Source organism: Streptomyces sp. NPDC005195, assembly GCF_040608315.1.
Classification (GTDB): Bacteria; Actinomycetota; Actinomycetes; order Streptomycetales; family Streptomycetaceae; genus Streptomyces; species Streptomyces kaempferi.
In genome coordinates this window covers 1-16,777 of record NZ_JBEXHZ010000076.1, presented here as the reverse complement: position 1 = coordinate 16,777, position 16,777 = coordinate 1, and the positions used below count along the sequence as shown (strand labels likewise).

The following is a 16,777-nucleotide window of genomic DNA, read 5'->3' as shown; positions in this document are numbered from 1 at the left end:
TACCGCTTACTCGTATTGCTCTTCTTGCTCACTACCTGTGACTGCTTCCTCCGGGACTATCCGTCCCAGTATCAAGCTGTCCAGCCGACAGGGGGAACTTCACTGCCACCCACGCCGTCTTGCCGTACGTCCGCCGAGAGGGCGTCGACTGGCCTGCCGTGCGCCTCGCCCTGACGGCGCCCGGCCGCCGCTTGGCCTCCGGTCCTGCCCTCGCCGACCTGTTCGAAGAAGGCTGGCAGCCGGTCCTCCAATCCATCCACCGCGAAATCGACCACTGGTGCCTGGCCGAGGACCGCTTCGGACCCCAAGCCGTCCTGCAGATGCTCTCCCTGCACGGCTCCCGCACTGAATCGATCGGCACATGGTGGGGCTCTGGCTGGTACGAGACCGCAGTCCGAGCCGCCGTCGACCACGCCGCCTCCCACAACCAGCTGCCCGATACCCTCACCACCCTCTTTGCCGGACCCGAGCAGCTCGCGGATGCGATCGTCCACGGCCCTGACCTCCTGGACGACGGCACTCTGCAGTGGGCCATCGATGCCGTCCACGATGAGGAGCGTCGCCGCCGCAGCGCCGATCAGCCTGTTCCCACCGCCGTCACCTTCCCGGACTGGGCGGCCGACAAACTTACCACCCTGCTGGCCGAAGACGACGAATAGTCCGACACCCGAACTGCCTCAGCGCGATTGGCACGAGCCGGAGCTAAATCGCAAGGGCGCAGCGATCCACCCGTTCCTGAACCGTGGCGGCCGCATCTGCTGGCAGCAGAGTGATGCTCTGCGGCACCACCCGCGCCGGGCACACTTCGGCCGTGCGGTGCCATGGCATCGGCTGCCGACTTGACGGTCCAAGATCGGGCCGGCCGGGGCAGATGGCATCTCGCCAAGACATGGTCAGCTCCCGTTCGGCGATCAAGACCTGGGGACCATCCCCGCGTGCGCGGGGAGCAGCGGACGAGACGCCACCAGGCTTGTTTGAGCGGGGGACCATCCCCGCGTGCGCGGGGAGCAGTCGATGAGGCGGATGGGCTGGCGGAGCATCGTAGGACCATCCCCGCGTGCGCGGGGAGCAGACGGGCTGTAGTGTCTCAAGCCGGAATGTGAAGGGACCATCCCCGCGTGCGCGGGGAGCAGGCTGCCTGACCTGCGGCGTTAGCGGCTGGGTGGCATGTTTCTGTTGACTTTCATCGATTCCGACTATTCCGGCGAAAGTTATCAGTGTGGGTTCGGGTCATCCAGTTTGATGTTCTATCGCTGAGCCTATGCCGTGGGGGACGTGGCGGTTCAGGCCCGGTGACGAGGTGTTCGGGATGCCGCTGTTCCCGCGGGCGGCGAGCGCGTACGCCGAGGTCGTGTCGGCGCCGGCGTTGCACCTGGCACGCAAGCCGGCGTCGCTCTTGCACGTCGAGGCGTCGGCGCTGCCGGTCGTCGGGCTGACGGCGTGGCAGGGCCTCGTCGACCTCGGCGGCGTGAGCGAGGGCGACCGCGTCCTGGTCCACGGCGGTGGTGGCGGGCTCGGCCACGTCGCGATCCAGATCGCGAAAGCGCTGGGCGCGCACGTGATCGCGACCGCCAGCGGGAGCAAGCGGACGTTCGCCGAGGGGTTCGGCGCCGACGAGGTGATCGACTACATGGCGGTCGACTTCACCGAGGTGGTCCGTGACATCGACGTCGTGCTCGACACGATCGGCGGCGACACCGTCGAGCGGTCGCTCGAAGTGCTCCGCCCGGGCGGTCACCTGGTGACGGCGGTCGCCGAGGAGGATTGGCGAGGGCGAGACGCTCCATGCCGATCCGTGCAACGTCGAGTTTCTCCGTATCTCCGGCTACGGCGCCTGCGTCCAGCAGGGCCTTGCCGCCGCCTTGCACGCAGCTGCTGACCTGCCGGGACGCCGCTGGTGGCTGACGCCGGTGGACAGGGCCCCAGGTGCGCTCAGCCCGCGCTCGCTACCACCCTGCTACCATGTGGATGTGACTACCGTGAAGAAGCAGACGCAGGTCCGGCTGGAAGAGGACGTGCTCGCCGCCGGCAAGGCCGCCGCGGCCGCCCGCCGACTGGACTTCAACAAGTACGTGGAGCGGCTCATCATCGAGGACACCACCGGTGCCCGAGCCGGCGGCATGGCTGCGGCCCAGCGGCTCATCGATGAACACGGTACCTTCCTCGACGATCTGGAGCAGCAGCTCGACGCCCCGTACGCCGAGCCGCTGCCAAGCGCCGCCGCGTGATCCTGCACATTGACGAATCCTGGATCCTCGAAGTGGCGGAACGGGTCGGCCATCGCGACCCGGCTGCCGACGATTACGGCGTCCCAATCGCCGCCGTCGCCCGCCACCGCGGCGAACTCCTCGACACACCCGTCTACGACGGCGCCTACTCCCGCGCCGCCGCCCTGGTACACAACCTGGGCCGCTGCCGCTGGCTGGAGCGCTCCAACCTCACCGTCGCCTGCGCCGTCGCCGTCATGTATCTCGAGGCCAGCAACATTCCCGTGAACCCCACCCGCGAACAGCTCACCGCACTCGCCCACGAGCTGAACAACCCGCGCTGCACCGCCGCCCGGATCGCCTCCTTCCTGCGCACCTGGAAACCCTGAACGGAACCAGGCGACGATCACCTGGCACGTTCGCTGAAGACTGGAAGGGGCACCCGCCGTGCGACGGCCGCTGCCCCTCTCTTCTAGGGCGCGTATCGGGTCGTGATCAATCTGCGGGAATCGCACGCGCGGCGGGGCCCGGACCGGTAGAACTTCTTGCGTGACACGAGTGCAACTGACCGACGGGGAATGGGAGTTCATCGAGCCGTACCTGCCGATCGGCGAGTACGGCCCCTACCCCAAGTGGCTGCGACGGCAGTTCGAAGGCGTGATCTGGCGGTTCAAGACCGGCGGGCAGTGGCGGGAGATGCCGCAGGAGTTCGGCGCCTGGTCCACTGTGCACAACCGCTTCCGGCAGTGGCGTGACGCGGGCGTCTTCGAGGCCCTGCTGGAGGGCCTGATCGCGGAAGCGGCGAAGCGGGGAGAGGTGGACCTGTCGCTGGTCAGCATCGACTCCACCACGGCGCGCGCTCACCACGACGCTGCCGGGATGCACCTGGACCAGGACGTCCTCACCGCTCTGGAGAAGGCTGCCGCCGAGGAGGAGAAGGCCAGGTCAAAAAGGGCGGCTGCGAAGAACAAAACGGTCAGGATGCCGAAGCGGATCCCGAGCGGGAGGAGCGACGACGCACCCGGCGCCGACGCAGACTCCGCCTGAAGGCCGCCCTCCTGGGCCGCTCCCGGGGCGGGCAGACCAGCAAGGTCCACCTCGCCGCCGACCGCAAGTGCCGCCCGCTGGCGTTCGTCCTGACCGCGGGCCAGGCCGCGGACAGCCCGCAGTTCACCCCCGTCCTCAACAAGGTGAGGGTCCGCGGGCCTGTCGGCCGTCCACGCACCCGCCCGGACGCGGTCGCCGGGGACAAGGCCTACTCGTCCCGCGGCAACCGGGCCCACCTGCGCAAACGCCACATCAAGGCAGTCATCCCCGAGAAGAAGGACCAAGCCGCCAATCGAAAGAAGAAGGGCTCCAAGGGCGGCCGGCCCGTCAGCCACGACGTCGACCTCTACAAGGAGAGGAACACCGTCGAGCGCCTGATCAACAAGCTCAAAGCCTGGCGAGGCATCGCCACTCGGTACGACAAGACCCCGGACAGCTACCTCGCCGGCCTTCACCTGCGCGCCTCGATGATCTGGCTCAGGGACCTCACGAGAACCGCCCCTTGATCACAACTCGATACGCGCCCTAGCCCGAATGCCTTCCGCGGCAACTACCGCTCACGCAATTAAGCCGGCCCATCAGGACACCGATCGCGACGGGCCACCACCATCCACGCGACGGCCCCTTGCGACACTGCCCTGCCTCTCCCCTTCTTCACTGCCGTGACGGCCAGGTGCTGCCTGCCAGCGTTGCGCGGCCGCGAAACCGGCCCGTCGGCGGCCGACTACCGGCGGCCAGGACGTCCGGTGCGTGGACTGCGTCGTCGACATGCAGAGACCGGTGGCCTGCCAACGCCACTCTGTTCGATCCGGGAAGTCGCTCTTCGGCGCGGGCACTCACCCGGGAAACCGACGTCCGTATTGTCATACGCGCCCGGTTCGCTGACAGGACGGCAGGGGATGCGGTCCCGCGCCCGGTTCGCGCGCCGCGCGGGACCGCCCCGCATACGGGGCCTCACCGTCACCGCGTGCCCGGCGCGTGTTGCATTTTCGCCCGCGAGAGCTCTCTCCGGAGCGGTCGGCAAGATCCAGGTGGCCCAGTCTCCGGTTGGCAAGTCTGGCCGCGTGACCGCGCCGCCCTGCTCCCACCCGGCCCACGTCGTTCGCGCGCGGAAATGGGGTCTACGCATGCCCAGTCCTGGGCTGGCGGCTCTGCCGTCGTCCTGGTCGGAACATCCGTCGGCCGGTAGCGCACCATGCGCACGCGCTCTCTACAGGGCTTTGCGCACCGCCGTGCCCGAGCCGTTGAGGAGCTCGTTGATGAGCTGCTCGGTCTCCATCTCAAGTGAGCAGTCCAAGGCGCGATTGACCTGTTGGACGCGGGTGATGGCGGTGTGCAGCCCCTGCCGGTGCCCGGCCGCGCTCTCGATCCGGAGATAGTCCCGGTACAACGGCTCCGCGGTGTCGTCGACGTCGAGGCCGGTCACGACGTCCGGGTCTGTACGCTCACCGGTGTAACTGATGATCATGGAAGAGACATCAAGTGACTGACACCGTTACCGAGTTGGTTGCCGTCGCCGACCAGGCGGATCCGTCGCCGGAGGCCGCGACGGTCGAGCAGAAACTGATCGACCAGCTCGTCGAGCAGGCCCGCAGCAAGGGGCTGCAGCTGACAGGCGAGGGCGGACTGCTGCAGCAGCTGACTAAGCCTCGATCCACCGAGTGCCTCGAGTGCTGTGGATGAGCAATCAAGAAGAGGTGCCTGCTGACCTGCGATGATGGGAGTTCTGACGCTTCCAGCACGCACAATCAGCAAGGCACCTCGTAGATGCAAGTTTCCCATACTCCGGCAGCGGTCTCCGCTGCGTTCGATGACCCGAACCTGATCGCGTATGCCGGGCTGCTGCCGGTGCTGCGGCTGGCCGAGCGGTGCGGGCTGTCGCGGCTGGTGGCCGAGAAGGTGAAGCTGACCGGCGCGAAGAACGGGGCGGGGGCTGCGGCGGGCGCCAAAGTCACCAGCATTGTGGGCGGCATGGCCGCGGGTGCGGACAGCATCGACGACCTTCACGTCCTGCGGCACGGGGCGATGCCGGCCTTGTTCGCAGGTGCCCGTGCCCCGTCCACGCTGGGCACCTTCCTTCGCGCGTTCACCCACGGTCATGCCCTTCAACTCCACGCTGTCCATCGCCGGTTCCTGGCCGCACTGGCCGCGCACACCCCCTTGCTGCCGGGCTCGGACGAGCTGGCGTTCATCGATGTCGACTCCACCCACAAGCGGGTCTACGGCCGGACGAAACAGGGCGCCGAGTACGGCCGGTTCAAGGGCATCCGCACCCTGCACCCGCTGCTCGCCACGGTCTGCACTCCACAATCGAGGCCGGTGATCGCCGGCGTCCGGATGCGACGCGGCAAGGCAGCAGACTCCAGAGGCGCCCCGAAATTTGTGAGCAAGGCCCTGGCCACCGCCCGCGAGGCCGGCTGCACCGGGACCCGTATCCTGCGGGCCGACTCGCAGTTCTATAACGCCGGGGTGATCGCCGCATGCCGCCGGGCCGGCGCCCACTTTTCGATCACCACCGGAATGAACCCCTCCATCAAGCGGGGCGTCCTCTGCATTTCCAACGATGCCTGGCAGCACATCAGTTATCCGACCGCGGTGCCCGACCCCGAGACCGGTGAGCTCATCTCGGACGCCGAAGTCGCCGAGATACCCCGATACACCGCGTTCGCGAGCCGCAAAAAGAGTGACCAGGTCACCGCCCGGCTGATCGTGCGCCGGGTCCGTGACCTGGCCAAACCCGCCGTTGTGGGTGAGCAGGGCGAGCTGTTTCCCGTCTGGCGCTACCACCCCTTCTTCACCGACCAGCCTGCCCCAACGCTGCAGGCCGAGCGGGAACACCGTCATCACGCGGTGGTCGAGCAGGTCATCGCGGACAGCAAAGCCGGAGCTCTGGCGCACCTGCCCTCCGGGCACTTCCACGCCAACGCGGCCTGGCTCACCCTGTGGGCGATGACCTACAACCTGCTGCGGGCCACCGGCTCACTGACCTCTGCGTTCCACGCCAAAGCCACCACCGCCACTCTCCGCACCCACCTGGTCCAGGTTCCGGCCCGGATCGCCCGCTCCGCACGACGCATCACCCTGCACCTGCCGCACAACCGGCCCTGGCAGCACGCCTGGACACACCTCTTCGACACCGTCCACGGCCCACCCGGCTGACACGAACAGCCCCTACCCGCCCCGCCCGCCGCCAGGGCCCAACCGGAACCGAACCCGTGGAAAAGCTGGGCAGACCAGCGGCTACAACCTGCCCATGCCCAACCGCCGACCTGAAACCGGCTCGAAACCGGTGACAAGATCACTCCCCAAACCACGTCGGTGGATCAAGGCTAAGACGGTTCTGGAGTCCGCCCTGGAGGGCGAGATCACCGACCATCTCGGCTACGACAAGCACGACCTGGCGGGCAAGGACGGCGGCAACTCCCGCAATGGCCCCCGCTCCAAGACGGTGCTGACGGACATCGGGCCGGTCGAGATCGACGTGCCCCGCGACCGGTCGGCGCGGCGGGAAGCCGTGTCACGGGCGTGGGCCACGTCCTGACATTGAGTGTCCCGGTCGGTGCCGCTCAGCCTGCGCTACCCTCCGCGGACGGTGGCGCCCCGGGAGACGAAGCCGCGTGCGAGCTGAGGGAGCCGGGCGGCCTCGAAAGCGCTGTACATCCCGCTCGCGACGAGTTGGAACTTGACGCCCTCGCGGCCATCGGGGCGCTCGTAGCCGTCGGGGAGGAATCGGCGGTAGTGCTCGCTGGCGCGTTGGAAGAACTGCGGGCGCTCGGCGCGGGAGAGGCACCCCTCAAGATTGAGAAGGAAGAGGTAGTGACGAATCATGCGAGTGAAGAGAAAGGGAGCCAGAGCGTCCAGGGCGGTGCGCTCCTGCAGCAGACCGAAGCTCTCTTCGTACCTGGCGAAGACGTCGAAGTGGGTGCCGACTGGCGCGTCTGCGGGGTGTTGGGTGAGCCGGCGGCGGATTTGCACGCAGTTCCATTTCAGAACGCCGATCCGGTCAGCGGCGAGCATGGCGCGGTGGACGGCCGAGACCTCCTCGTAGAGACCGTCGGGAAATGAGAGTTGCTGCCGGGTCCACATGTCGCGGCGGAACAAGCGGTCCCAGGAGTAGGCGGGGGCACCGAACAACTCAGGCAGATCGATCGGGGCGAAGGACTCACGCCCCTGCTGGGCAATCAGCTCGGCGGCGGCACCGTGCCAGGAGCGATGGTGATGCAGACGCGTATGCCCGAAGAGAAGAACGTCCGGCTCGTCGGTAGCTTGCAGCTGGTCGGCCATGGCCTGAAGTGTTGTATCCCTGACGATGTGATCGCTGTCCAGGAACAGCAGGTAATCACCGGCGGCGTGCTCCGCGCCTGCGTTGCGTATCCGGCTGATGCCGACGACACCCTTCAAGCGCACGACGGACACGCGCGCGTCACGCTGAGCGTAGTCATCCACCACGTTCGCAGGGCACTCAGGCGACTGGTCCAGGACCACGACGACCTGCAGATCCCGGAAGGACTGGTTCAGGATCGAACGCAGGCAGCTCTCCAGCTGACCCTGCAGGTCGTGAGCGGCGACTATGACGCTGATCATTGGGGATGTGCGCATGATCATCGAAACATAGGTCGGCAGCTCAAGGCATGACAAGCTATCGGACGTGAGGGTCTGGTGCACGACCGGGTGACATCTTGAACTGGCTTGCCCTGTGGGGCGGGTCGGAAGGATGTCGCTGTGCCCAAGCCTTTGGTGGGGTCGATGGACAGGCCCCACCGGGTCTTGTCGGCGATCCAGTCGGTGGCGTACTGGCAGCGGTAGCCCTGGGCGGGCGGCCGCCAGGTGCCGGGTTTTGGTCGGCTTGGCTGGCCGCTCGCGCCGCGCTCCTGGGACAGAGCTGCTGGGCTCCCGCGCCGCATGGCGCAGCCGGTCCCCTATGGATCCCAGCACGCGGCGCGGCCTACGGCCTCACTGGAGGTCAGCCGATGCCGGTGACCTGGAGCGCGGTGGTCCAGTTGTTCTTGATGGCGCTGCGCGCGGCGGACAGGGTGATGGTGCCGTTGCAGACGGCGTTCTTCAGTTTCGTCTCGGCGCCGTCTTTGGTGTAGGCGGTCTTCGTGCCGTAGTGCGGCTCGGGCCACAGGTTGCCGGGATCACGGGGCGCACCGCCGAGCTCCAGCGGCACGAGGTGGTCCTCCTCGTAGTCCGACATGTTGGTGTCGGAGTACCCGTAGTCGATGATGCCCTGCGCCTTGAGCGGGTTGGTGTAGGACGTGGAGGGCCGGACGGTGTCGGTCCAGCCGGACACGCAGATGGTGCTGTGGATGTTCGACTGGGTGACGTCGGGGTTGTACGAGCCGGGCGTGCAGGACGAGTCGGGCAGCGGCAGGTAGGACTGGGAACAGGCGGAGGCGTGCGCGGTGCCGCTCACCGCGATGATGAGGCCGGCGGCGGCCATGCCGAGGGCGGTGGTGGTGGCGGTGACGCGGCGCAGACGTCGCATTTGGCGGTCTCCCGAATTTGGCCCGGAGGCGAGGTTCCGGGCGGCTGACGGAATGACAGCACCCGCTGGGTCTATGCGGGTAGATGCAGGCGGTGAACATCTGGTGACCTGCACCTTCTCCATACCAGGGCATGGGCGAGCCTTGCCCAAAGCCGCAGTTTCGCTTGGGACTTGGGCCGAACGGGCTGCGCGGTGGCGCACCCCGCATCCTGTCGTGCTTCCTGGCGCGGGCCCCGGCTGGTGGGCTGATGCGCCGGCCGGGCAGTATGTGCCCAGCCGTTGCCTGCTCGTGAGGGGTCGCCATGCACTCCAGCTACCGTGCCGCGTCATCCATGCTGTTCACCGCGGTGTTCCTGGCGGGCTGCTCGCCGGCCGCAACGGGGGGATCTGCCGCGTCGCCGGCCGGGACTTCCGCCACGGGGCCGTCGGGTACGGACGCGCGCGGCGGCCCGCAGGGGTCGATCGCGGTCGGGGCCGGCCCGCAGACCACTTACACCGTGCAGAAGCAGCCTCCAGCGGGGAGTTGCCACTTCCGGTATGAGAAGGGGGAGCCGCTGGAGGATCCGGCGTGCACGCCGGGCGCGGTCTCTCCGGCGGTCACGCAGGCGAATCTGAAGTCGACGATCTGCCGCAAGGGCGGCTACACCTCCGGCATCCGGCCGTCCACGTCCGTCACCGGCAAGGAGAAGGCGCTCAACGCCGCCTCCTACGGCTATTTCAACGATCAAGACTTACAGCTGCCGTAACAGATGGTCATTTGTGAGAATGGGGCAGTTCCGGTATCGCTCCAGGATTGCGCGCTAAGGATTGATCATGGTGTGGCGGTCTTGCCGAGGTGGCGGTGGGTGACAGGCAGAGGGACGCTAGGGCGGCGACGCGACCAGGGAGAATCGTCCGGTGACGCTGAACGAGATCTCCCGCCAGTCCTTGCTCCGCCGGGGCTTTGCCCTTGAATACGCCACGCTGGGCTGGAACGTGGTCGGGATCGCGATGCTGGCCGTCGCCGCCATCTCGGCCCGGTCGGTGGCACTCGCCGGTTTCGGCCTGGACTCGCTGATCGAGATCGGCGCGTCCACGGTGGTGATCTGGGAGTTGTCCGGCGTCGGCGAGGACCGGCAGAAGCGTGCACTGCGGTTGATCGGCGGTGCGTTCGTCCTCCTGGCCCTCTACCTGATCGTGCAGTCCGGCGTGGTGCTGGCTGCTGGCTACCACCCGCACCACTCGACGCTGGGCATCGTGTGGACCGCGGTGACCGCCGTACTGATGTTCGCCCTGGCCTTCGGCAAGGCCCGCACCGGTGTGGCCCTGGACAACCCGGTGCTCAAGACCGAGGGTCGGGTGACCCTGATCGACGGCATCCTGGCCGCCGCCGTCCTGCTGGGTCTGGTACTGAACGCCGTGCTTGGGTGGTGGTGGGCCGATCCACTTGCCGGTCTCGTGGTGGTCTTCTACGCGGTCCGCGAGGCGAAGGAGATCTTCTCCGGGCATCACTGATCGGTCTGGCCAGCGGCGCCGCGGGCCGCGCGCGGGCTATCCGTCTTCGCGCACGCGCAGGCTGAAGGTGTCTCTTCGTACCCGTCGAGGCAGCCGTTGCGGACCAGGCGGAGCAGGGCGATGCGCCGGATGTTCAGCGACAGGTCCTCGGGCCACAGCGGCGCTGCCCGCCAAAAGGTACGCCAGCTCGGCCCGTGGCCGTCGTCGCGGCGGTAGGCGGTGATCCAGTCCAGCGCCGTCTGGCGCCAGGCAGCCCCGAGCGTCGGCTTGACCTTCGAGTCGGGTATCGAAGGTTTACCGTCGGGGCCATGAACACCTACCGGATCTCGCAGCTGGCGGAGCGCTCCGGCGTCCCGGCCACAACGCCCTGCACCTGACCCCGGCCGCGCTTGAGCTGAGCGTCCGGGCCCCCGAGACCGCCGCCACGATGCTGGCCGATCTGTTCGGAGCGACCGCATGACCACCTCCCCCTCCTCCTCGCCCCTCCTGGCCCTGGGGCACGCTCGGTGCCGGCGCCGCCGCGGTCGCTGCCTGCGCGGTGTGCTGCGCCTGCCCGCTGCTGGCGGTGCTCGGCAGTATCGGCGCCGCCTCAGCGGTAGCCGCGGTGTGGATACCCGCCCTCGCGGCCCTGGCCCTGGCCGCCGTCCTCGGCGCGCTGTTCGTGATCCGCCGTCGCCGTCGGGCGGCCTGCCACTCCGGCCCGGCACCGGTCGTCGACCTGGGCATGCCCGCTGCGGCGCCGGCCGCCGTGAAAGTGCCGGCATCCGGGGCGGAGCAGTGAGAGGGAGCCAGCCCGGCCTGCGTGGAAGGCTTCCCGCCGCACTGGCCGTACTGCTGCTGGCCTGCGCGGCGCTGCTGACCATCGGGGCTTGCGTGGAACACCGCAGCGGCTCGGACCACCACGACACGCAAACCGCCGCGACCGGCGAGTCCGGCCGCGAGAACGCGGAGCAGCCCGGTCACACCGAAGGGGACGAGGGCAAGCAGCCTGAAGCGGGCGCCGGAGCGCACACCGAGCAGCCGCGAGACGAGTCGAAGGAGACCGTGCTGGACGTCCCGGTCGAGTCGCCCGCAGCGGTTGCCGCGATGGGGGCCGTCTCGGTGGCGCTGGCGGCCCCGGTGTGGCGGCGCCCGGTCCGTCCGGTTGCCGCCGTCCTGGCAGCCTTCACGGTGGGGGCCGCAGTGCTGGACGTGGCCGAGGTCGCCCACCAGGTCACCGAGAACCGCACGGGCCTGGCCGCGCTGGCGGGGCTGATAGCCGCCCTGCGCCTGCTCACCGCTGCCGGAGCGGCAGCACTGTGGTGGGGCACTCCTCGCGACGGCCGCCCGGAGGAGGAGCAGCAGCAGCAGGCTGGGGAACTCGCCGCCCCTGCTGTCTCCTGAGCGTCCCCGGGCCGTGGGTGCTGCCCGGCCTCCCGCCTGACCGGCCGTGGCGGCAGCCAGGGAGGATGACCAGCGGAGCGGGTCCGCCGATCGCGGCGAAACGGTAGCGCTTCGTCCCAGGTCATGGGCACCGCAAGGACGCAGAATACGACCGGCCGAGCTGCCGTACGGCAGCCTGGCGGTGGCGGGAGCGGGTACGCCAAGGCATCACCGGACAGCGGGTACGTGAAGCCGTCAACATGGCCACGGCCACGAGTGGGGCGCCGTCGCTGACCAGACAGAACGCGGTAAGCCGCATCGAGGATGTGCGGAACCCCTCGATCGCCACCCGGACGTGACGGCCCCGTCAGGGCTTCAAGATCATCCCATTGCCCCTTTGACGCGAGGTCGCCAGTTTCACCTCACATGCGCCTGCTCTGCGGGCACGACGAGCAGGCAGCCACAGCCGCAGCGACGTAGGTACACACCCGACCGGACCGCACCATGATCGTGGCCCTTCGGCTCAGGGCTGGGGGGCCGGCTGGTGCGGTTCGCGGGGGCGGCGCGGGGTCGAGATCGCGGTTGCGGCGGCGGGTCAGGGCGGCGAGGGCGGCGAAGCCGCCGGTCAAGGTGGTGGCCGCCGCGACGGCTGCCACCAGGAGGGGGCCGCCCGCGTCGCCGAGTTCGCGGCCCAGTTCGGCGGCGCCCATGGTCTGGCCGAGGCGTTCGGGCGGGGACGCGGCGGCGAGGGCGGCGAAGCCGAGCGGGGTGATCAGTCCGGTTCCGGCTCCAATGAGGACGCCGGCCAGGAGGATGCCGGTCAGGCCCGGCAGCACGGCGGCGGCGAGTCCGGCGGCCGTGACGGCCAGGCCGGCGGTCAGCCCTGCGTTGATGGTCAGGCGATGGTGGTCGAGGGCGTGTCCGGCGCGGGGCTGGACCAGGGCCGCGCAGGCGGCGAGCAGGGAGACGGCCGCGCCGGTGGCGATCGGGCCCAGGTGGGCGGCGGCTCCGGCTACGGGCAGGAAGCCGACGCCGACGGACAGGGCGGCGGTGGCCGTGGCCTCATCGACGGTCGCGATCCGTTCGCCGAGCCCGGACGCGTACCTGGGCTCACCTGCCGGGTATACCGGACTCCGGGCGGCCTCGCGGGCGTTCCCACCCTGGACCAGCTCCGGAAGGCTCTCCGGGCCGCCGCGTGGTAGAGCCGGGGCGGGGACCGTCACAGCCTTTGCCTTCCCGCCCCGGAGATCAGTTCGACGGCTGACGCTACAGCTGCCGTCGCGGGGCCTGTGCAGTGGCGTCTACTCGTGTGCGGTCTCGGTGCCTGGGGCTTCGGTCACCCAGTGTTGTGCGGCAGCCAGGGTCGGCGCGGTGCCCGTCATCTCGTACCTGAAGCCGTTCCACGTGATCAGGGCCCGCGCCTCGTCGGGCTGCACGTGGCTGCCGCCGCCGTGCAGCGGCCGGTGCTTGCGCCAGATGTCCATCGGCGGGCGCCGCCGCTTGTTGTACGCGGCGAGCGGGTCGTCGGCAGCGACCGGCGGCACCGCGCGGGACGGCTGGTTGGGTGGTCCGGGTCGGGAGTGCTTGCCCATGCCTCGATGGTCTCAGGCGGCGATCGTGGTCGGCCGGGCGGCGGCGAGGTCCCGCGCCCTTGTACGTACGTCGTCGACCGCGGTGGTCTCGTAGGGGCGGGCGGCGTCCAGCAGCGAGTTGAGCCGGGAGGCCACGAGGGTGGAGTCGACCCGGGCGGCGTCGTCGAGCGCCTGGTGGGCCGCGGCGGCGCCACGCTCGGCTTCGCCCTCGTCGAACAGGGCGGCGGCCAGGCCGACGCGGTCCATGACCTTCACCGGTCGAACCCGGGCTTGCGCAGGGCGAGCGCGTCCTCGAAGTGGATGCTCGCGGGCCGGCGGTCGCGGCCGAGTCCAGCAAGGTCACGGGCTGAGACCGCGCGGGCGCCGGAGTGCTCGGCCGCGTCGAAGTACGCCACCCACTCGGGGACGTCGTCGCCGAGCCCCTCCGCCAGGAGCTCGTCGGCCACGCCGAGATGCGTATCGGCCTGGCGCTCGTCGCCGAGGGCCGCGTGTACCCGGCCGGTCTGCGAGGCGACCAGAGCCCGGGTCGCGGGCATCTCCGCCTTCTTCGCGGCGACGCCGAGGAGACCGAGGGCGTCGGCCGGATGGTCGAGGTAGATCATCTGGTGCGACATGCGGGTGACGATCTCCACCCCGCGATCCCGCTGCCCGGCCTCACCCGCGGCATAAATCCCGTAACTCCAGAACCGTTGTGCCAGGCTTATCTAGAGTTGTCAAGCGAACTTGCAGGTAGAAGGTCGATTGGTGTCTCTGTCACATGAGGCACGGTGGCCGCCCGGGCGGCATCGCCGGGGCAGCCACCGGGTGCTACTCGACGTTGGGTGCTGAGTTCTCCGAGCGGATCATCCTGCGCAGACTGGTGCGGGCGGCTCCGAGGTCGTCCTCGGTCTCGGCGAGCTTGGCCTCCAGCTCTGCTTTTTCTCGTTCCAGGGCGTCCCGTTCGGTGACCAGGCACTCGTTCTGCCGAGTCAGTTCGTCGATCCGGGCGATTACGTCGCCAGCGGCCACGTGGTCGAGCTGTTGGCCCAGTTGACGCTGCAAGGAGCTTTTGAGCTTGTCCCGCTCGGTCCGCAGCGAGCTGATCTCCTGGCGGGACAGTTCCAGGTCGGTCTTCAGAGCCGCCGTGCCCGAGGTGCTGTAGGAGGGCCCGCGCTGGTCCTGGGCGTCTTGCTTGTCGCGGATCGACTGAATGTGCTCACGGACTCCTTCGGCATAGACGAGCCAGTTCGACACCCCGGCGGCCTTCGCGACCGCCGCGAAGGTCACAGGCTCCCCGCGGGCCGCCATGCCGTCGACGACGGCCAATACCTTGGTCCGCTTGAGGTGGCTGTCCTTTCGACGGGCCTCAGCCAGCACCTCGGCCGGGAGACGCTTCGTGGTCATGCGCCGCGCTCCCGTCGCTGGATGACGGTCACCGGCAGTGTGGTGCGACCGTTCGCGGCCCGTGTCTTGCGCAGGATCCTGCTGGCTTCCTCGATCTCGGCGCGTTCTTCGGGGTCCATCTGGTTCATCAGCGTCTTCATGTTCTCGGCGACGTCCTTGAACGCCATGACCTGATCGGCCATGTTGCGCACGACCCACTCCTCGGTGCCCATGGCCTCGGCTGTCTCCCGGTCCGCCTTCAACGACCGGACGTGGTCTTCGATGGCCGGCAGATAGGAGGGATCGGGACGGTAGAAGCCGCAGCCGGCGCACTGGAAGCGGATCGGGCAGGCGTGCCCGCCCGCTTTGACGTTGCTCGGCTCGACACAGCCGCCGAACGGGACTGCCACCGAGCGCCGCTCGTAGGCGGCGTTGGAGGACATCGGTGCCGGGCGGCCCGAGCGGTCGACCACGTGCGGCCGCATCGTCTTCACGGCCTCGCGCTTGCGCTTCAACGACACCTTGAAGTAGCCAATGGTCGTGGAGACATCCCTGTGATCCATAAGCTCTTTGAGCACGTCAATCGGGGTCCCGGCATCCGCATGCCGCTGTGCGTAGGAGTGCCGGAAGGCGTAGGGGTAGATCAGCGACCGATCGAAGGGCAACGGAACTCCGTCGGCGTCCGGGACCTCCGAGTCCAGGCGGGGAATAGCGTTCACCCAGAGGCGGATCGTCTTGGAGATCGCCTCGGATCGGATGTAACGCTCGGAGTTCCAGTCGGTGGCGGCCGGGAACAGGTAGCGGGCGCCGTGTTCACTCCTTGGCAGATGTTTCCGGAGCTCAAGCCACTTCTGGAGGGCTTCCACCGTGCTGGTGTCGATCGGCAGCCGACGCCGCAGCCGTTTGCCCTTGTAGTTGTTCCAGATCAGGTTGTAGTCGCCATCGACTCGTTCCAGGCAGTCCACCTTGAGCGACGCGATCTCCCGGGGGCGGCGCCCCGTGTCCCGCAGCAGTACGTAGATCGTCCGATACATAGCCCTGATATCGCTCGGCAACAGTGATCCATGGGTCCGATCGCCACCCAACTCGGCTATATGGCCGTCGAGTTGACGAATGACAGATTCCGGAACTGCTTTCCCGATGTCGTCCTCGTTCGCGTCCTCCTCCGCGATCCGGTGCGAGCGGTGACGGGCGAAAGCGCCGGGGACCTCGTCCATCAGCCCGGCCTGGCGCCCGAAGCCGATGACCTGCCAGAAGCCGGTGAGGAGAGAACCGCGGTACTTGTTGGTGTAGTCGGACCCGTCCGGCTTCAGCAGAGCGCTGAAGTGGTCGGCGATCGCGGTCATGTCGGCGAACTGCAGGTTCGCCGGCTCCATCCCTTCGCCGGGGCGCACTGTCAGAGCTCTGGAGGCATGGACGCAGGCTTGCAGTCGGACGGACAGCCGGTGACCGTTGGGGCGTGTGCTGCGGGCCCATTCCATGGCCGCGTCCCGAAGCCACGGCTGCCGGATCGCGGTGAAATCAGCCGTTCCAGCCCGGCGTCGAACACGCCTGGTGTTTGTGCCGATGCCGAGCGCGGGCAGGTCCCAGATCTCCCGTTCCGTGGGGTCGATTCCGTTGAACTCGTCGAACGCGACGCGGAGGTAGCGCAGTATCTGCCGGCAGAAGAACACGGCGTTGGTCTGTCCGGAGATGACCTCCATGACGTCGTGCTCGGTGGTTTCCACGATCAGGCTGGGCATCCCCGCGAGCCTCGCGGTGAGCGGCCTCATGACCCGTGGGCTGACCCTCGCGTTGATGGCGTCGCGGTGTTGAAGGCCGAACAACACCTCCAGCCGGACCGCCGGGGACAGCCCCGCCAGGGAGAATTGCGCGCCTGTCAGGTAGGGGACCTCGGAGACCGCCCAGACCTCCGGGGCCAGAGACCTGCCGAAACTCTTCCACCGCTCGTAGTGCGTTCCGCACAACCCTGAGCTGACAACCGAGTTCAGGGGACAGCCCGTGACCGCGCACCGCGGCAGCGGGTCGTAGCCCGTCACGGTGGCGGCCCACTCGACGAGATTCTCGTCGGTGTTCTCGATGCCGGTCCGGCGAAAGACCTTGGACCAGAACGCGTGGTGGCTCCGGCATCAGGGGCATTGCACGATTGGGATTGGTCCGGTTCGTCGGTCTCGAGTGTGACGTGTCGTCATGTCTGTTGTGCGGCAAGGGGTAGGGGAGAGCAA

The 16,777-nt window shown here is 68.6% G+C and carries 18 protein-coding genes, 3 pseudogenes and 1 CRISPR repeat array; of the genes and pseudogenes, 12 read left to right on the top strand and 9 right to left on the bottom strand.

What is annotated here, in order from left to right; all coding sequences use genetic code 11:
- The first annotated feature begins 119 nt into the window (after positions 1-119).
- The 5 genes and pseudogenes from ABZV34_RS33960 (at position 120) to ABZV34_RS33940 (ending at position 3,760) form a co-directional block, all read left to right on the top strand.
- The gene (locus ABZV34_RS33960; protein ID WP_356285396.1) at positions 120-659 is read left to right on the top strand and encodes a hypothetical protein; all 540 of its coding nucleotides are present in this window, start codon (positions 120-122) and stop codon (positions 657-659) included.
- Between the two features lie 262 nt (positions 660-921).
- Positions 922-1,133: a CRISPR direct-repeat array (repeat unit 29 nt; unit sequence GGGACCATCCCCGCGTGCGCGGGGAGCAG).
- A gap of 137 nt (positions 1,134-1,270) precedes the next feature.
- Positions 1,271-1,831: pseudogene (locus ABZV34_RS33955) on the top strand (zinc-binding dehydrogenase); the annotation flags it as partial.
- A gap of 139 nt (positions 1,832-1,970) precedes the next feature.
- A complete protein-coding gene (locus ABZV34_RS33950; RefSeq protein ID WP_356285393.1) occupies positions 1,971-2,228 on the top strand; it encodes a hypothetical protein in 258 nt (85 codons plus the stop codon).
- The gene (locus ABZV34_RS33945; RefSeq protein ID WP_356285390.1) at positions 2,225-2,596 is read left to right on the top strand and encodes a fic family toxin-antitoxin system, toxin component; all 372 of its coding nucleotides are present in this window, start codon (positions 2,225-2,227) and stop codon (positions 2,594-2,596) included. The genes ABZV34_RS33950 and ABZV34_RS33945 overlap by 4 nt, the downstream gene beginning before the upstream one ends.
- 160 nt (positions 2,597-2,756) lie before the next feature.
- Positions 2,757-3,760, top strand: a pseudogene (locus ABZV34_RS33940) (IS5 family transposase).
- 704 nt (positions 3,761-4,464) lie between these two features.
- On the opposite strand, the gene ABZV34_RS33935 reads toward ABZV34_RS33940, so the two are convergent.
- A complete protein-coding gene (locus ABZV34_RS33935) occupies positions 4,465-4,722 on the bottom strand; it encodes a hypothetical protein (protein ID WP_356285387.1) in 258 nt (85 codons plus the stop codon).
- A gap of 14 nt (positions 4,723-4,736) precedes the next feature.
- On the opposite strand from ABZV34_RS33935, the gene ABZV34_RS33930 reads away from it, so the two are divergent.
- From ABZV34_RS33930 to ABZV34_RS33920, 3 genes and pseudogenes are all read left to right on the top strand, one after another.
- Complete coding sequence (locus tag ABZV34_RS33930) at positions 4,737-4,937, top strand: transposase (RefSeq protein ID WP_356285384.1); 201 nt, start codon at positions 4,737-4,739, stop codon at positions 4,935-4,937.
- Between the two features lie 84 nt (positions 4,938-5,021).
- Positions 5,022-6,413 (top strand): IS1380 family transposase, encoded by a 1,392-nt coding sequence (locus ABZV34_RS33925; RefSeq protein ID WP_356285381.1) that lies wholly within the window; start codon positions 5,022-5,024, stop codon positions 6,411-6,413.
- 172 nt (positions 6,414-6,585) lie between these two features.
- Positions 6,586-6,753 (top strand): annotated as a pseudogene (locus ABZV34_RS33920) (transposase); the annotation flags it as partial.
- A 77-nt stretch (positions 6,754-6,830) separates the two neighbouring features.
- On the opposite strand, the gene ABZV34_RS33915 reads toward ABZV34_RS33920, so the two are convergent.
- Together ABZV34_RS33915 and ABZV34_RS33910 are read right to left on the bottom strand one after the other, a co-directional pair.
- Positions 6,831-7,919: a glycosyltransferase family 2 protein gene (locus ABZV34_RS33915; protein WP_356285378.1), complete on the bottom strand. Its 1,089-nt coding sequence runs from the start codon at positions 7,917-7,919 to the stop codon at positions 6,831-6,833.
- A 298-nt stretch (positions 7,920-8,217) separates the two neighbouring features.
- Entirely contained in the window at positions 8,218-8,742 is a 525-nt protein-coding gene (locus tag ABZV34_RS33910; RefSeq protein WP_356285375.1) for a hypothetical protein, read from the bottom strand.
- A gap of 332 nt (positions 8,743-9,074) precedes the next feature.
- Between ABZV34_RS33910 and ABZV34_RS33905 the strand changes: the two genes are divergently transcribed.
- From ABZV34_RS33905 to ABZV34_RS33890, 4 genes are all read left to right on the top strand, one after another.
- A complete protein-coding gene (locus ABZV34_RS33905) occupies positions 9,075-9,488 on the top strand; it encodes a hypothetical protein (RefSeq protein WP_356285372.1) in 414 nt (137 codons plus the stop codon).
- Between the two features lie 151 nt (positions 9,489-9,639).
- Positions 9,640-10,236 (top strand): cation transporter, encoded by a 597-nt coding sequence (locus ABZV34_RS33900; RefSeq protein WP_356285369.1) that lies wholly within the window; start codon positions 9,640-9,642, stop codon positions 10,234-10,236.
- Positions 10,237-10,801: 565 nt separating this feature from the next.
- Positions 10,802-11,017, top strand: a complete 216-nt coding sequence (locus ABZV34_RS33895) for a hypothetical protein (RefSeq protein ID WP_356285366.1) — start codon at positions 10,802-10,804, stop codon at positions 11,015-11,017.
- Positions 11,014-11,619 (top strand): hypothetical protein, encoded by a 606-nt coding sequence (locus ABZV34_RS33890; RefSeq protein ID WP_356285364.1) that lies wholly within the window; start codon positions 11,014-11,016, stop codon positions 11,617-11,619. The genes ABZV34_RS33895 and ABZV34_RS33890 overlap by 4 nt, the downstream gene beginning before the upstream one ends.
- A gap of 401 nt (positions 11,620-12,020) precedes the next feature.
- Here ABZV34_RS33890 and ABZV34_RS33885 read toward each other — a convergent pair whose 3' ends face one another.
- The 6 genes from ABZV34_RS33885 to ABZV34_RS33860 all read right to left on the bottom strand — a co-directional run bounded on the left by ABZV34_RS33885 (position 12,021) and on the right by ABZV34_RS33860 (position 16,591).
- Positions 12,021-12,821, bottom strand: coding sequence for an MFS transporter (locus ABZV34_RS33885; RefSeq protein WP_356285361.1), 801 nt, complete (start codon positions 12,819-12,821; stop codon positions 12,021-12,023).
- A gap of 78 nt (positions 12,822-12,899) precedes the next feature.
- Entirely contained in the window at positions 12,900-13,190 is a 291-nt protein-coding gene (locus tag ABZV34_RS33880) for a DUF6087 family protein (RefSeq protein WP_356285358.1), read from the bottom strand.
- Positions 13,191-13,202: 12 nt separating this feature from the next.
- Positions 13,203-13,436, bottom strand: coding sequence for a hypothetical protein (locus tag ABZV34_RS33875; RefSeq protein WP_356285355.1), 234 nt, complete (start codon positions 13,434-13,436; stop codon positions 13,203-13,205).
- Positions 13,437-13,441: 5 nt separating this feature from the next.
- Positions 13,442-13,804: a hypothetical protein gene (locus ABZV34_RS33870; RefSeq protein ID WP_356285352.1), complete on the bottom strand. Its 363-nt coding sequence runs from the start codon at positions 13,802-13,804 to the stop codon at positions 13,442-13,444.
- 193 nt (positions 13,805-13,997) lie between these two features.
- Complete coding sequence (locus tag ABZV34_RS33865) at positions 13,998-14,573, bottom strand: DUF6262 family protein (protein WP_356285349.1); 576 nt, start codon at positions 14,571-14,573, stop codon at positions 13,998-14,000.
- Complete coding sequence (locus tag ABZV34_RS33860; RefSeq protein ID WP_356285346.1) at positions 14,570-16,591, bottom strand: site-specific integrase; 2,022 nt, start codon at positions 16,589-16,591, stop codon at positions 14,570-14,572. The genes ABZV34_RS33865 and ABZV34_RS33860 overlap by 4 nt, the downstream gene beginning before the upstream one ends.
- Positions 16,592-16,777 lie beyond the last annotated feature (186 nt).